At 61.5% G+C, this 14,321-nt stretch carries 14 protein-coding genes; 12 read left to right on the top strand and 2 right to left on the bottom strand.

All coding sequences use genetic code 11. The annotated features are described in order from the left end of the window. Positions 1–149 precede the first annotated feature (149 nt). Both R3E82_09690 and R3E82_09685 read left to right on the top strand, forming a co-directional pair. On the top strand, positions 150–962 hold the full coding sequence (locus R3E82_09690) for an enoyl-CoA hydratase-related protein (GenBank protein MEZ5551148.1): 813 nt from the start codon (positions 150–152) through the stop codon (positions 960–962). Then, a complete protein-coding gene (locus R3E82_09685) occupies positions 959–1,744 on the top strand; it encodes an enoyl-CoA hydratase-related protein (GenBank protein MEZ5551147.1) in 786 nt (261 codons plus the stop codon). Before R3E82_09690 ends, R3E82_09685 begins: the two co-directional genes overlap by 4 nt. An 18-nt stretch (positions 1,745–1,762) precedes the next feature. On the opposite strand, the gene R3E82_09680 is transcribed toward R3E82_09685, so the two are convergent. Further along, positions 1,763–2,326, bottom strand: a complete 564-nt coding sequence (locus R3E82_09680; GenBank protein MEZ5551146.1) for a hypothetical protein — start codon at positions 2,324–2,326, stop codon at positions 1,763–1,765. 161 nt (positions 2,327–2,487) lie between these two features. On the opposite strand from R3E82_09680, the gene R3E82_09675 reads away from it, so the two are divergent. From R3E82_09675 to R3E82_09655, 5 genes are all read left to right on the top strand, one after another. After that, positions 2,488–2,904 carry a hypothetical protein gene (locus tag R3E82_09675; GenBank protein ID MEZ5551145.1) on the top strand — a complete coding sequence of 139 codons (417 nt, stop codon included), beginning with the start codon at positions 2,488–2,490 and terminating at the stop codon, positions 2,902–2,904. 17 nt (positions 2,905–2,921) lie between these two features. Further along, the gene (locus R3E82_09670) at positions 2,922–4,136 is read left to right on the top strand and encodes a CoA transferase (protein MEZ5551144.1); all 1,215 of its coding nucleotides are present in this window, start codon (positions 2,922–2,924) and stop codon (positions 4,134–4,136) included. An 80-nt stretch (positions 4,137–4,216) separates the two neighbouring features. Next, positions 4,217–5,611: a S41 family peptidase gene (locus tag R3E82_09665; GenBank protein ID MEZ5551143.1), complete on the top strand. Its 1,395-nt coding sequence runs from the start codon at positions 4,217–4,219 to the stop codon at positions 5,609–5,611. A 135-nt stretch (positions 5,612–5,746) separates the two neighbouring features. Next, positions 5,747–7,108, top strand: a complete 1,362-nt coding sequence (locus R3E82_09660) for a serine hydrolase domain-containing protein (protein ID MEZ5551142.1) — start codon at positions 5,747–5,749, stop codon at positions 7,106–7,108. 13 nt (positions 7,109–7,121) lie between these two features. Further along, positions 7,122–8,351, top strand: coding sequence for a transporter substrate-binding domain-containing protein (locus tag R3E82_09655; protein ID MEZ5551141.1), 1,230 nt, complete (start codon positions 7,122–7,124; stop codon positions 8,349–8,351). A gap of 69 nt (positions 8,352–8,420) precedes the next feature. On the opposite strand, the gene R3E82_09650 is transcribed toward R3E82_09655, so the two are convergent. Next, complete coding sequence (locus tag R3E82_09650; protein MEZ5551140.1) at positions 8,421–9,407, bottom strand: hypothetical protein; 987 nt, start codon at positions 9,405–9,407, stop codon at positions 8,421–8,423. A gap of 143 nt (positions 9,408–9,550) precedes the next feature. Between R3E82_09650 and R3E82_09645 the strand changes: the two genes are divergently transcribed. The 5 genes from R3E82_09645 (at position 9,551) to R3E82_09625 (ending at position 14,317) form a co-directional block, all read left to right on the top strand. Continuing rightward, entirely contained in the window at positions 9,551–11,566 is a 2,016-nt protein-coding gene (locus tag R3E82_09645) for a PQQ-binding-like beta-propeller repeat protein (protein MEZ5551139.1), read from the top strand. 21 nt (positions 11,567–11,587) lie between these two features. Beyond that, positions 11,588–12,001 (top strand): cytochrome c, encoded by a 414-nt coding sequence (locus R3E82_09640; GenBank protein ID MEZ5551138.1) that lies wholly within the window; start codon positions 11,588–11,590, stop codon positions 11,999–12,001. A gap of 153 nt (positions 12,002–12,154) precedes the next feature. Then, positions 12,155–13,045 carry a protease HtpX gene (gene htpX / locus R3E82_09635; protein ID MEZ5551137.1) on the top strand — a complete coding sequence of 297 codons (891 nt, stop codon included), beginning with the start codon at positions 12,155–12,157 and terminating at the stop codon, positions 13,043–13,045. Continuing rightward, positions 13,042–14,082, top strand: a complete 1,041-nt coding sequence (locus R3E82_09630) for a COX15/CtaA family protein (protein ID MEZ5551136.1) — start codon at positions 13,042–13,044, stop codon at positions 14,080–14,082. Before htpX ends, R3E82_09630 begins: the two co-directional genes overlap by 4 nt. A gap of 31 nt (positions 14,083–14,113) precedes the next feature. Continuing rightward, positions 14,114–14,317 (top strand): CPXCG motif-containing cysteine-rich protein, encoded by a 204-nt coding sequence (locus tag R3E82_09625; GenBank protein MEZ5551135.1) that lies wholly within the window; start codon positions 14,114–14,116, stop codon positions 14,315–14,317. Positions 14,318–14,321 lie beyond the last annotated feature (4 nt).

The raw sequence follows: 14,321 nt of genomic DNA, 5'->3' as shown, positions 1-14,321 counted from the left end.
TCGAGGGCTCGAAATCGAGGTATCAATACCGAGTTCTCAACGTCGGGGTCTCGAAAGCTGTGTCTCGAAATCGAGAAGTCGATTCCTGGACTCCCAGGTAGGCTCGAGGCTGTGGTAGCGTCATCGGTGAGGAATACGGGGAAACTGCTATGACCTACGAAACAATTCTCGAGGAGCGCCGGGACGGCGTTGCGCTGATCACGCTCAATCGCCCGGAACGGCTCAATGCCTGGACCTACCAGATGGGGGCGGAACTCAGTGAGGCGGTTATCCAGGCCAACGCCGATGAGGACGTGCTGGCCATTGTGGTGACCGGTGCAGGCAGGGGATTCTGTGCCGGTGCCGACATCGAGGCGGTCTTCAAAGCCCAGGCGGATGGCCTGGGCTCGGGTCCTGGATCCGAGCGCGCAGCGGGGACCAGTCCGCGGGACTGGGTTGGACTGGTGCGGGAATCCAAACCCATGGTTGCAGCCATCAATGGTGCCGCGATTGGTGTGGGTCTGACCCAGCTTCTGCCCATGGACTATCTGGTTGCCGCCAGCGGCGCGAAGCTGTCGGTGCGCTTCGTGAAGATGGGCCTGGTGCCGGAACTGGCGAGTTCTCACTTTCTTGCCATGAGGATGGGCTTCGGCCATGCCGGTGAGCTCATGCTTTCCGGTCGCACCCTGATTGCCGAGGAGGCCCTGGAGCTGGGGCTGGTGGACAGGGTGGTGGCGCCGGATGCATTGCTCGAAACAGCCCTGTCGGTCGCGCGCGGCATGGGCGAAAACCCCCAGGCGTCGCTGCGCATGATCAAGCAGCTGCTGACGGTGAATGCCAGTGAAGTGGATCTGGCGGCGGTGCAGAAACGGGAGCTGGAGGCGCTGGGTGTGTGCTACAGATCCCCGGAACACCGGGAAGCGATTGACGCCTTCCTGGAGAAACGGCCGGCAGATTTCAAGGCGGCGAGGCAGCGGACATGAGCTTCACGGAACTCACCTACGACTGCACGGACCACATCGGTGTGATTACCCTGAACCGTCCGGAAGCCATGAACGCACTCACCTATACCCTCTACATGGAACTGGAAGATGCGGTGCGTCAATCTGAGGCCAGGGTTCTGGTGATCACCGGCGCGGGGCGCGCTTTCTGTTCAGGCGATGATGTGAAGCAGATCCTCGGCGGTGGTGGTAAGCCGCCTGAGGAAAGTCTGGAGCGGGGTCGGCGAACCAGTGGGCTCACTCCCGCGGCAGACGCACTGCTGCATACCGACATTCCCGTGATTGCGGCGGTCAACGGCGCGGCTGTTGGCTGGGGTATGGAGCTTGCTCTGATGGCCGATATACGGGTGGCGAGCGAGGCTGCCCGCTTCGGCGAACTGTTCGTGGTGCGCGGTCTGTGCAGTGACGCACCCGGACTCGGCAGGCTGGCTCAACTGGTGGGCAGAGAGCGGGCGGCGGAGCTGCTGTTCACCGGAGAAGTCATCGATGCGCAACTGGCCCGGGAGATCGGCCTGGTGTCCCGGGTTACTTCCCGGGAAGAGCTGATGCCCCAGGCCATGGCGCTCGCGGCAAAAATAGCCGCAAACCCACCGCTGGCGGTTCGTGCGCTGAAAGCCGGATTGCGTCGCACCCTGGACCCGGACTGGCGGGATGTGGGTGCCTGGGCCATCAAGCAGATCCAGGCATTGCGTCAGACGGAAGACTCGAAGGAGAGTGTCCGGGCGTTTCTGGAGAAACGCCCACCGAAATTCAGCGGTCACTGAACCCGGTGGTCACGGGCGTCAACAGCGGCCGTCCTTGAGGGCATCGAGCTCAGCGCGCAGTTCGGCGATACAGGCTTTGAGCGACTCGATTTCCTGACGTGATCCAGCGCCGGTGCCGCAGATACGGTCATATTCTGCTTCCAGGCGCCGGGTGCTGTCCCGCTCCTCTGCAATGTAGCGGCCGAGTAATGCACCGGTCGCGGGGTCGATGGTGGTGTCGTTGAAGAATCCGGCAAAGGGATCCCGCTGCTTGCCCTGTGCATCCCGCTTCCGGCCATTGTCGTTTTCGCGGAGCCGGGCGATTTTCTCGGCGTCGCTGGCACCGGAGCGGACACAGGCCAGCAGTCCGTTGAAGTCCTTGAAGAACTGATAGGCGGTATCTTCATTTACCGCATGCCCGAGCTCGCACATGCGCTTGGTGAATGCCCAGGCATGCTCGCCTTCGCGGATGGCTACGAAGCGCAGGGCTGCCTTGAGTCGTTCATCAGAGGTGGTATCCGCCCAGGCGCCGAGCAGCTGTTCGCTCTTGCCCTCATTCACGGCGATGGCGTTCAGCAGGGGCAGATAGGTGGGTGCTTCCATGGTGATCGTCTCCCTGATCCGGTTATTGCGGACGCATTCCGTGATGAAATGTGCAGTCCATGTTAGCCCAATGGCCCGGGGGCGTCAGTGCGCCCGGCCTGGGGCGGACGCGTCCGGCTGGTGACGGATCGGGTACACTTCGATCTCCTTTGAGATCTGCCATGGCGATGACTTTTTATCTCGGCCCTTACCGTTTCGGCTTCAGTCACGACCTGATACGCAACGAGGGTAAAGCCTACCTCGAACGCTGGGTTGTCTGGTTTGGCGGATCCCTGCGAATACACCGGTTTCTTGCCAGCGATGCCGATCGGGCCATGCACGACCATCCCTGGTGGTTCCTTTCTCTGCCGCTGCACGGTTATCTCGAGTTTACGCCGGAGCACGGCGCAGGCAGGCAGGTGCGCGCCTGGCGTCTGCACTGGCGGGCTTCCCGTCTGCGTCATCGGGTCACCCTCCTGCGTGTGCCGACCTGGACCCTTGTGCTTACCGGCTCACCAACCCGGGAATGGGGTTTCTGGGAAAGAGAAGCCTTCACCCATCACGACGACTGGCTCGACCGCGATCATGGCGCAGGCTGAAGAGGAGTAATCAGTTGATGCAGGACGAGGATCTTCTGTTTGCCGGCCTCAAAGTGCTCGATGTCGGCACCTGGATTGCAGGACCCGTGGCGGCGACCATCCTCGCGGACTTCGGCGCCGAGGTGATCAAGGTTGAAATGCCGGGTGTCGGCGACGCCTACCGGATGCTGTCGGGATTGGCGGCAACGCCGGATGCGGAAGCCAATTACATGTGGCAGATGGATGCCCGCAACAAACGCTCCCTGACTCTCAATCTGAAGCGGCCTGAGGGCATGAAGATCCTGCATCAGCTGGTGCAGGATTGTGATGTCTACATCACCAACCAGCCGCTGCCGATGCGCCGGACCCTGAAGCTCAACTATGAAGATCTGAGCGGGCTCAACGAAAAGCTGATCTATGCTTCGCTCACCGCATACGGTGAGGAAGGCCCGGATCGGGATCGTGAAGGCTTCGATCTGGTGGCTTACTGGGCACGCGCCGGCCTGATGGATCTGGTTCGCACGGGTGACGTTCCACCGGCCCAGTCGCTACCGGGCATGGGAGATCATCCCAGTGCGGTTTCCCTGTATGCGTCTATTGTTACCGCGCTGCTGCGTCGCGAGCGCACCGGTCGAGGCTGTGAGGTGCACACATCGCTGCTGGCGAATGGACTCTGGGCAGCCTCCTGTATCGCCCAGGCTGGATTCGCCGGTGGCAGCTTCGAACGCTATCGCGAGACGAAGTCGCAACCGATGTTTGCCCGCCAGCTTTACGAGACCGCAGACAACCGCTGGCTGCAGTTCACAATGATCCGCACACCGGCAGAGTTCGAGCAGCTCCTGCATGCTGTGGGACTGGCAGGACTGCTCGAAGACGATCGCTTCGCGACGCCCGAAGGCCGCGCGGATCATGCCGGTCTGCTGGTGCAGCTGTTTTCCGATCTGCTGCGGGATCGGACCTCGGATGAATGGCTCACCCTGTTTGCCCGGGAGGGGGTGAACGCGAGCCGCATGGGCGTGATCGAAGAGCTCATGGTGGACCCACAGGTGCTGCAGAATGACTATGTGGTGCCGCCGGTGGATCACGAGATGAAGATGCCCTATGTGGTCAATCACCCGCTGCACCTGGAAGGTGTTGCCCGGGTCGGACCGAAACGTGCTCCGGAACTCGGGGAGCATTCGGATGAGATTCTGCGCAAGCTCGGTTACACCGAGTTGCAGATCGGAGCATTGCGGGAATCGGGGGTGATATGAAGTACCTGTCTGCTGCCTGCGGGGATAAGAAATTTTCGACATTTTGCTGCGGGTATCACCGTGTCCAGGAGGCGCTGCTTGTGCTGAGCCTGCTGGCACTGACCGCCTGCGGCGGTGGTGGTGGCAACGGTCCGGCTCTACGGGGCGTCGCGGTGGTGCCGTCACCGCCGGCTGTTGCCAGCCCGCACTCCCAGTGCACGATGACGGCAGCCAAGAGCGAAGTGCTGTCCCTGTTCCGCGAGTACTACCTTTTCAATGACGACATCAATTATCCCGGGCAGCGCGCGAAATATGACAGCATCGAAACCAGTCTCGGATCCTATCCGGACGTGGATGCGCTGCTCGATGCACTGCGCTACCAGTCCGGTCTGTTCGACCGCGGCTTCACTGGCTACGCCACCCGGGAAGAAGTCGAACAGTTCTACAGCGCGGGTGAATTTGTCGGCTTCGGTTTCAGTATGGGTGTGGACGCAACGGGCGCCTGGCGCCTGCTCGACGTGTACTCTGCAAGCCCCGCCGCCGATGCCCAGTGGCGGCGCGGTGACACCATTCTCGCGGTGGACGGCACTGCAACCAGCGCTCTGAATCCGAACGACCCGGCGAATTTCGGACCCGCCACGGTGGGGCTGTCGCGACAGTTCCGCATCCGCGCTCTGGGGGGTGGCGAATCGGTTGTCACGCTGACGAAGCGGACAGTCGCTCTGGATCCGGTTCCCGCGGATCGGGTCCGGGTATTCGACGTCGGCGGGCGCCAGGTGGGGTATCTGTTTTTCCGCACCTTCATCGAAGATTCTGATCCGGCACTGCGCGCGGCCGTTCGCGAGCTTGTCGGTGCTGGCGTTCAGGATCTGGTGATCGATGTGCGTTACAACGGCGGCGGCCTGGTGAGTACCGCCGAAGTGCTTGGCGGTCTGCTGGTCGGGCCGGCGCGGGCGGGGCAGCTTTACTACGAATACCAGCACAACCCGTCCCTGGCGGCCAGCTATGACGAGCCCCGGTTCTTCCCGCTGGAAGCCGAAGGTTTTGCTGGTCTGGAAAACATTTTTTATCTGACCGATTCCGGAACGGCTTCTGCCAGCGAGCTGACCCTGAGTGGCGTCCTGCCCTATGTGCCCACGGTCAGCGTGGGTGCACGCACTTTCGGTAAACCGGTCGGGCAGTGGGGGCTGCGCTACTGCAACGATTCCATGGTGCTGTTCCTGGTGACCTTCCGCACGGTGAATTCCGCCGGTGACAGCGATTACTTCGCGGGCATCCCGGCGGATTGCGCAGCACCCGACGACTGGAATCACCCGCTCGGAGATCCGGCGGAAGGTCGTCTTGCCGCGGCGCTGGACTACATCGCCAGCAACGGCAGTCTGTGTACGACCGCGGCTGTCTCGACTTCGGCGAGTCGCAGCGGAGGTGCAATTTCGAGGACGCCACCCCCGGAACAGGGGGCAACCCTGGCAGAACGACTGCTGCGCAGTTACTGACTGACGCGCGGTGCCTGGCAGCGACTGAAGGTGGCGGCGGTCCGGACCGGCTTTATCCTGCGGGGATTGACCCCGGAATTTGTGCCGATCCGACCGATCGGCTAGCCTGTCGCGTTTCCCTCTGGAGGATTGGCCATGCGTGAGTCACCCAAACTGGTGACCGGGTTCCTCGGTCTCGTGCTGGTAACTGTCACCTTCGCTGCTGCTGCGCGTCCGCTGCCGGAAACGAAGCCTGAACGGGTGGGTCTGTCCAGCGAGCGGCTGGAGCGGCTGTCTGCGCATATGGCTGATGCTGTGGCAGACGGCACGATGGTCGGCGGACTGGCGATGATCGCCCGCAACGGCAGGATTGCCTACGTGCAGTCCTGGGGAGACAGAGATCGGGAGGCTGGACTGCCCATGACGCGGGACACCATTTTCCGCATCTATTCCATGTCAAAACCGATCACCGCAGTGGCACTGATGATGCTCTATGAAGAAGGTCGCTTCTTCCTCAACGATCCGGTTGCCAAATACATCCCGGAGCTGGCAAATCTGCAGGTCGCCGTTTCCACGGCGGACGGCGATATCCGCATGACGTCGAACGGTACCCAGAGTAAGACTATCGGCGAGGGAGACGCCACCAAGGTGGGGCTGGTGCGCAAACCCCGCCGCCAGCCCACCATTCGTGATCTGCTCACCCACACCGCTGGCTTCACCTATGGTGTTTTTGGCAACACGGAAGTGGACAGGCAGTACCGCGACGCCGGCATTCTCAGTAACCCCAATCTCCAGGACTTTGTCGAGAAACTTGGCGCAATTCCCCTGCAGTACGAGCCGGGTACCCGCTGGCACTACAGCGTTGCCGTCGATGTGCAGGGCAGGCTGGTCGAAGTGATCTCCGGAATGCGTTTCGGTGAGTTTCTCCAGCAGCGCCTGTTTACCCCGCTCGGCATGACCGATACCAGTTTTGTGGTTCCCGCGGAAAAGCTTGGTCGCCTGGCTCAGCTGTACAGTCCGGCAGGCACGGCCTCAGGCACCGACGCCTGGCTCAAGCCGAGCACGTCTACCGAACTGGTGGTGGCGGATCCCCGTGCCAGTGAAGGCTTCATGGAAGGAGCCACCTTCGAAGGCGGTGGTGGTGGTCTGGTTTCTACAGCTGACGACTATCTTCGCTTCAATCAGATGATGCTCAACGGCGGCGAGCTGGACGGTGTGCGATTACTTTCGCCGAAAACGGTAGAGCTCATGACGAAGGATCACCTCGGACCGATCGCGATGGGCTTCGGTCGCTCCGGCGTTGGCTTCGGTCTCGGCTATGCGGTCGCCCTGAATCAGGGTGAGATCGGGGAGCTGGGTTCTGAAGGGGAATACAACTGGGGTGGTGCAGCCGGCACCAGCTTCTGGATTGATCCCGAGGAAAAGCTGACCGCCGTATTCATGGTGCAGAGCCTGCCCCACCGGACCCGCCTCGGGGCGGAGTTCAAGGTGCTCACTTACCAGGCGATAGTCGACTGAGGGAGCGACACTCGTGAGCGCGGTAATCTGTCGGCAGGTGCTGGCAGCAGGGCTGTTCGTCTGGGCGGTCGGTGTCCAGGCCGAACTGTCGAGTACTGCGGATCGTCTGTACCAGCTGGTCGATGCGCGCCTGGCGCTGATGGAAGCGGTGGCATCACACAAGTGGCAGGCCGGAGATCCCATCGAAGATCCCGCCAGGGAGGCCCGGGTGGTCCACGCCGGCGTTGCCGACGGCCTTCGCCAGGGATTCGTGCCGGCGACCAGCGCTGCACTGTTCGAAGCGCAGATCGCGGCCGCCAAATCGATTCAATCCTACTGGTTCGCGCGCTGGCAGTCGGGTGAGCGGCCGCGGCCGGCGGACGACCTCGCGACCATCATCCGTCCTGAACTGCTGCGTCTGGGAGAACAGATCATGGTTGCGGCCGCGCAGCCGGGCATCACCCATTCCCGGGAGCTGTTTGACGCTCAGGTTCGCAGCGAAGGTCTGAGCGAAAGGGATCGTGCCAGCCTGTTTGAGGCCCTCGCCTCCCTGCGACGTTTTGCCAGCCGTCTCGAGCAGGTTCTCGAAACCGGCGAACTACGGGTGGGCACAACGGGCGACTACGCGCCGTTCTCACTGAAGGAAGCGACAGGCGTCGACTACCGGGGCATCGATATGGACCTGGCCGCCGATCTCGCTGCCGCTCTGGGAGTGCGGATGCGAATTGTACCGACCAGCTGGCCGACCCTGAGCGGCGACCTGCAATCCGGTGCCTTCGACATTGCCATGAGCGGTGTTTCCCGGACCCTGGACCGCGCAAAGGTAGGATACCTTTCCATTGCCTACTTCACAGACGGCAAATCGCCCATCGTCCGTTGCGCAGATGTCGAGCGCTTTGATTCCCTTGAGAAGATCGATCAGCAGGGTGTCCGGGTGATCGTGAACCCGGGTGGTACCAATCAGGCCTACGTGGATGAACACATAAGGCATGCGGACGTCCGCCTGCATGATGACAATCGGACCATTTTTGACGGGATCGCCCGGGGTGAGGCGGACGTCATGATCACCGATCGGATCGAGGTAGAGTTGCGTTCACACCTGAATCCGGAACTCTGCCCGGCGCTGACAGGCACCCTCACACATCAGGAGAAGGGCTATTTCCTGCCGAAGGACATTGAGCTGAAAACTTTCGTGGACACCTGGCTGCAGATGCGCCTGCAGGACGGCACGGTTGCCGCGGCGTTCGACCGGCACATGCCATGAAAGCGCCGGCGACGCTGCCCATGGGTATCGACTGGATCGACTCCTTTGCCCATGCAGTCATTTACGGCTTCAGGTAGTCGCTTCCTGACCGCCGAACAGCTCTCGATTGGCCTGCCGGAGAAACAGCAGGCCGATCGCGGCGTTGAAGAGCAGGAAAAAGTTGTGCTGCACAAAGCCGAACACGGCCATCTCGGCGACGTGCTCGGGAAACAGGGTCGGCCACATCGTGACCGCAAAAGCCCGGAAAGGTCCGGGAATCAGCGTGCCGAAAAAGATCACCGGTAGAAAGCCGATCATGTCCTGCAGGGGAATATCCACGCCGAACAGACTCGCTGCGCTGGAATAGACCCACACCGCGGCGAGCAGGGCGGGAGAGCGGATCAACATGATGATCAGATAGTTCGAATGGCGCGCTTCCCGGAACGCTTTCAGCAGTGGCCGCTGGCGCAGACCTACCTGGGCAAAACGATCCGATCGGAAAAACCACACGAAGGTCAGCCAGAAAACAGCAGCCCCGAGTGCGATGTACGGAATCACGTGGAAAATTTCCGGAATGATCGCCCAGGAGATGGCCACGCCGATCAGGGCCCAGGACAGCAGATAAAAGAATTCGCAGAACATGATGAAGAGCATGCTCGATCCCACCTCCCAGCCGGGCACGCCCTCACGCCGGTTCAGGTAGACGGCCATGGCCCCCTTGCCGACCTGTTCGTTGAGAATCGAGATGATGTAGGTGCTCGCCCGTACCGGCAGCAGCTGGCGATACGGAATTCTGGCGTTGAACCAGCCGATCACCCGCCACAGCACTGCGGTGTCGATGAACAGATACAGCACGGAATACGGAATCATGATGCCGAGCCAGGCGAGCCAGTTGACCGAGGCGAAGATGTTGGCGAGGTAGGAGATCACCGTCTCGCCCTCGGGCGTCTGGCCGCTGATCCGGTTGTAGAGATAGGCGAAGCAGACAATGGTGATCAGCCAGGGCAGGGCGCGCTGCCACAGGGGCGCCGGTCGCCGGGCTTGGGCTTCGCCGGGTGTTGGATCGGCTGACGACATGTTTCTCTCCCTCAGAATCAGATTCTTGTGGCTCATGGATCATGAGCAGGGTCCGCGCATCCGAGCGCCCAGACCCCGGAAGCATACTGGTCAGGCTTGCATTAGAATAGGCGGCTTCGTGAACCTCGGGTGAGAACAAGATCGTGAGATATTTCCAGCGTCTGTTGATGTGGCCACTGGCCGTGCTGTTGAGTTGTGCTGTGTTCAGTGTCGTGCATGCGGCCGGGGCTGCGAAAAAGCTGGCGCAGCCGGTGAGCGGCAGGAGTATCGAGTGGGTCACGCTCGGCAGTGACCTTGCGCACACCCGTTATTCCCCCGCAGATCAGATCAACGCTGAAAACTTTGAGGAACTCGAAGAAGCCTGGGTCTGGGATGGTGCCAGCTTCAATGCCCAGAGCGGCCGCTCCACACCTTCCTATATCGATGGCGTGCTGTACACCGTGGCTGGCCCCCGTCGACACGTGGTCGCACTGGATCCTGCCAGCGGTGAACTGCTGTGGTCCTATCGGGAACCCAACACCTACCGCTGGGAGTATTCCATGCGGCAGGACTACGGCAAGGGCGTGGCCTACGGGAAGATCGACGGCCGCGGGGTGATCTATATCGTCTCACCCGCCTTCTTCCTCACTGCACTGGATGCCAAGACCGGAAGGCCCCTGGAAGGGTTCGGTAAGAAAGTCCCTGTCGACGGATTCCCGGATACCGGTGTGGTGGACATGCTCGCCGATCTCGGTCATCCCTATGACCCCTACCGTGGCGTCGATCTGAAGAAGGGCTATATCACCTCCTCGTCACCGCCGATCGTGGTGGGTGATGTGATCATTGTGGGTAACTCCGCCGAACAGGGCTACAACCAGTCCCGGATCGAGAATATCCCCGGCGACATCCTCGCTTATGATGCGCGTACCGGGAAATTTCTGTGGAAATTCAACGTATTGCCCGGGCCTGGTGAGTTTGGACATGAAACCTGGGAGAACGATGCCTGGAAGTGGACTGGTGACATTTCTTCCTGGGCGCCGCTTTCGGCGGACGCGCAACGGGGCATTGTCTACATCCCCACCAACGGCGCGACCCTCGATTTCTACGGCGGCTTTCGGCCCGGGGATAATCTGTTCAGCACCAGTCTCATCGCGCTGGATGTGAAGACCGGGAAGCGGGTCTGGCACTACCAGCTCGTGCATCACGACATCTGGAACTACGACACACCGACCGCCCCGGTACTGCTCGATGTGAAGATCAAAGGCAAGACCGTGCCGATCGTGGCCCAGGCCACCAAGCAGTCCTTTGTCTACACCTTCAACCGGGTAACCGGAGAGCCGATCTGGCCGATCGAAGAACGTCCGGTGCCGGTTTCGAAAATCCCGGGTGAGAAGCTCGCCAAGACTCAGCCCTTCCCGACCCGGCCCGCACCCTTCGATATCCAGGGTCTCACGGAAGACGATCTCATCGATTTCACGCCGGAGTTGCGTCAGCGCGCGCTGGATGCGCTTGCCGAATTTGAAATCGGCCCGCTGTTCAATCCGCCGCTGCACCGCGACAACGATAAGGGCAAAACGGCCGCACTCTGGTGTCCGGGTGACATCGGTGGGGTGAACATTGATGCGCCCGTGGCCGCGGATCCGGAAACGGGCATTCTCTATGTGCCGTCCCGCACCCATTGCAGCTCGCGGATCATAGCCCCGGGTGTGGAACGGGATGCCACCATTGCACTACCCACCGGTGAGACCATTGCCGACTACGCGGTGCTGCGTGCCACCGGCATTCAGGGGCCGGACGGACTGTCGATTTTCAAACCACCGTATTCACGGCTGACCGCGATCGACATGAACACCGGCGAACATCTGTGGATGATCCCCACCGGTGAGACCCCGGAAATCGTGCTCGAACATCCGGACCTGCAGGGCATGGACATCCCCAATACCGGGGTGATGATGCCTGCACCTGTGGTAGTGACCAAAACCCTGGTGCTGTATTCATCACTGTCCAGCGACGGTACACCGGCCCTGTTTGCGGTCGACAAGGCCAGCGGGGAACAGGTGGGCAAGGTGGAGGTCGAAGAGCCAACACGCTACGGCAACATGACCTATATGCACAACGGCAAACAGTATGTGGTGCTGCAGACCGGTGCCAGGCTGACCGTGCTGGCTCTGCCGGACTGACAGACGACGGGTAACGAGACGATGAATGCACATGCCATTTCCGCAGCGCTGCTGTGGGCTGCGCTGTTCGCGCCTGTCGCAGCAGCGCAGGAGGCCACGCCAGCCACCCTGGGGGAGGTACGCTCTACCCGGGATGGCGTTTATACCAAAGCCCAGGCAAAAGCCGGTGAGGCGCTTTACAAGCAGCACTGTCTGGTCTGCCACGACAAGAACTACTTCAAGCCGGTACTCAACCGCTGGAGCGGACAGCGGGCCGGGGTGTTCTTCGATGTGATGAGCGGATCCATGCCGGAGTCGAATCCCGGCGGCCTGCTGCCGAAGGAATATGTGGACATTCTGGCCTACATTTTTTCACGCAGCAGGTATCCGGCGGGTGAGGAACGGCTTTCCCATGCCCATGGCGCGCTGGCGAATCTCCTCATCGAGGATTCCTGAAGCAGGCAGAATTGAAACCGGCGGATTCGACCCCATTGCTGCAAAGTGACGGTGCGCCGCCTGCCGCTCTGGCTGAACAGTCAGCGGTCGGGTGCCGCGGGTGGCGTTTCCTGTCGCGGTACCGAGAGCAGTAAGTTCAGAGGAATTCCAGAGATGAAACGTGTCGCGCTTTTCCTGGCCACCAACCTGGCAGTGATCCTGCTGGCGAGCATGACGTTCCGCCTGCTCGGATTCGACAGCTTCCTCACCCAGAACGGTGTGGATCTCAACCTGCCCGCGCTGCTCGTGTTCTGCGCTCTGCTCGGCTTCGGCGGCTCCTTTGTCTCGCTGCTGCTCTCGAAGAAGATGGCCAAGTGGTCTACGGGAGCCAGGGTGATCGAACAACCCCGCACCGAGAGCGAGCGCTGGCTGGTGCAGACCGTCGCCCGGCAGGCCCAGCAGGCGGGTATCTCGATGCCGGAAGTGGCGATCTTCCCCTCCCCGGAACCCAATGCTTTCGCTACCGGTGCCAACCGCAACAAGGCGCTGGTGGCGGTGAGCGTCGGGCTGCTGGAACAGATGAATGCGGATGAAGTCGAGGCTGTGCTGGGCCATGAGATCGGTCACGTGGCCAACGGCGACATGGTTACCATGACCCTGATTCAGGGGGTGGTGAACACGTTTGTGCTCTTCCTCGCCCGGGTGATCGGGTTCGTGGTGGACCGTGTGGTGCTGAAAAACGAACGGGGACTCGGTATCGGCTACTGGGTTTCGACCATCGTCGCGGAGATCGTGCTGGGACTGCTCGCAAGTGCGATTGTCATGTGGTTCTCGCGCTATCGGGAGTTCCGTGCGGACGAGGCGGGCGCCAGGCTGGCCGGACGCCAGAAGATGATCGCCGCACTGGAGCGGCTCAAGCGCCATCAGGAGATCCCCAGCGCCATGCCCGAAACACTTCTGGCCTTCGGAATCTCCAGCGGCCGGCGTCAGGGTCTGAAGGCGCTGTTCGCCTCCCATCCACCGCTGGACGATCGCATCGCCGCACTGCGTAACAGCGGCCGATGACAACGCTGACAACACAGGCACACGACTCGCGTCGTCTGCTCGCCCTGTGGCTGCTGCTGTGTTGCACCACGGTGTTTGCGATGGTGGTCCTCGGCGGGGTGACGCGTCTCACGGGATCCGGCCTGTCCATGGTCGAGTGGGAGCCGATCATCGGCGTCCTGCCGCCGCTCTCGGAAGCCCAGTGGGAAGAGGCCTTCGCCCAGTATCGGGAGTATCCCGAATATCGACTCAAGAATGCGGGAATGGACCTGCAGGGATTTCAGTCTATCTTCTGGCTCGAGTACTGGCACCGGGTGCTGGGCAGGCTGATCGGTGTGATCTTCGCGGTGCCCTTCGTGATTTTTCTGCTGCGCGGGATGATCGATCGACCGCTCATTCCCAAGCTGGCCGGACTGTTTGTGCTGGGTGGCCTGCAGGGGCTGATGGGCTGGTATATGGTCAAGAGCGGACTGGTCGACGATCCCCATGTCAGCCAGTACCGGCTCACCGCACACCTGCTGCTGGCCTTTCTGATTTTTGCAGGCATGTTCTGGGTTGCGCTGGATCTGCTGCGGGGCGGCCCGGCTGAGCAGCACTCACGGCACTCTGGTACCGGCACCGTGCTGTGGCTGACTGGTTTCGTACTGCTGACGATCGCATCCGGTGGTTTCGTCGCCGGCCTCAAGGCGGGCTTCACCTTCAACACCTTCCCGCTCATGAACGGTCAGTGGATACCGGATGGCATCGCGCTGCTCGAGCCCGGCTGGCGCAATCTGTTCGAAAACATCACCACGGTGCAGTTCAATCACAGAGTGCTGGCTGTATCTCTGGGTCTGGCGCTCATCGGATACTCCGTCAAGCTGTTGCGCGGGCATCCGCTAACCCAGGTCCGCACGGCTGTCTGGCTGCTGCTGATCGCTGTGGTCGTCCAGCTGACACTCGGAATCTCAACGCTGCTGCTGGTGGTGCCGATACCACTGGCTGCCGCACACCAGGGTGGTGCGGTCCTGCTGTTTGCGGCGATTCTGAATCTGGCGCATCAGCTGCGGAGAGTCTGATCCGCGCACTGGCAGATCCCGGGCGAGGGGTTTGGCTGTGAGGCTGGAAACCCGGGCACAGGACATCCACTGTCCGTACTGCGGCGAACGCTTCGAGATCGTGATCGACCTCAGCGCGCTGGATCAGGAATACATCGAAGACTGCTACGTGTGCTGTCGGCCGATGGTCGTGAGCGTCTTCGAAGATGCCGGAGGTGAGGCGGTGGTGCAGGTGCGGGGGGAGAATGACGCCTGACGGT

Source organism: Pseudomonadales bacterium (assembly GCA_041395945.1).
GTDB lineage: Bacteria > Pseudomonadota > Gammaproteobacteria > Pseudomonadales > Azotimanducaceae > SZUA-309.
This window is presented reverse-complemented; position numbering and strand designations above follow the sequence as displayed.

Excerpts from the sequence above, each read along its gene's own strand:
- R3E82_09690 (MEZ5551148.1), top strand. The coding sequence starts at position 150 with ATGACCTACGAAACAATTCTCGAGGAGCGCCGGGACGGCGTTGCGCTG.
- R3E82_09685 (MEZ5551147.1), top strand. The coding sequence starts at position 959 with ATGAGCTTCACGGAACTCACCTACGACTGCACGGACCACATCGGTGTG.
- R3E82_09680 (MEZ5551146.1), bottom strand. The coding sequence starts at position 2,326 with ATGGAAGCACCCACCTATCTGCCCCTGCTGAACGCCATCGCCGTGAAT.
- R3E82_09675 (MEZ5551145.1), top strand. The coding sequence starts at position 2,488 with ATGGCGATGACTTTTTATCTCGGCCCTTACCGTTTCGGCTTCAGTCAC.
- R3E82_09670 (MEZ5551144.1), top strand. The coding sequence starts at position 2,922 with ATGCAGGACGAGGATCTTCTGTTTGCCGGCCTCAAAGTGCTCGATGTC.
- R3E82_09660 (MEZ5551142.1), top strand. The coding sequence starts at position 5,747 with ATGCGTGAGTCACCCAAACTGGTGACCGGGTTCCTCGGTCTCGTGCTG.
- R3E82_09650 (MEZ5551140.1), bottom strand. The coding sequence starts at position 9,407 with ATGTCGTCAGCCGATCCAACACCCGGCGAAGCCCAAGCCCGGCGACCG.
- R3E82_09640 (MEZ5551138.1), top strand. The coding sequence starts at position 11,588 with ATGAATGCACATGCCATTTCCGCAGCGCTGCTGTGGGCTGCGCTGTTC.
- htpX (MEZ5551137.1), top strand. The coding sequence starts at position 12,155 with ATGAAACGTGTCGCGCTTTTCCTGGCCACCAACCTGGCAGTGATCCTG.
- R3E82_09630 (MEZ5551136.1), top strand. The coding sequence starts at position 13,042 with ATGACAACGCTGACAACACAGGCACACGACTCGCGTCGTCTGCTCGCC.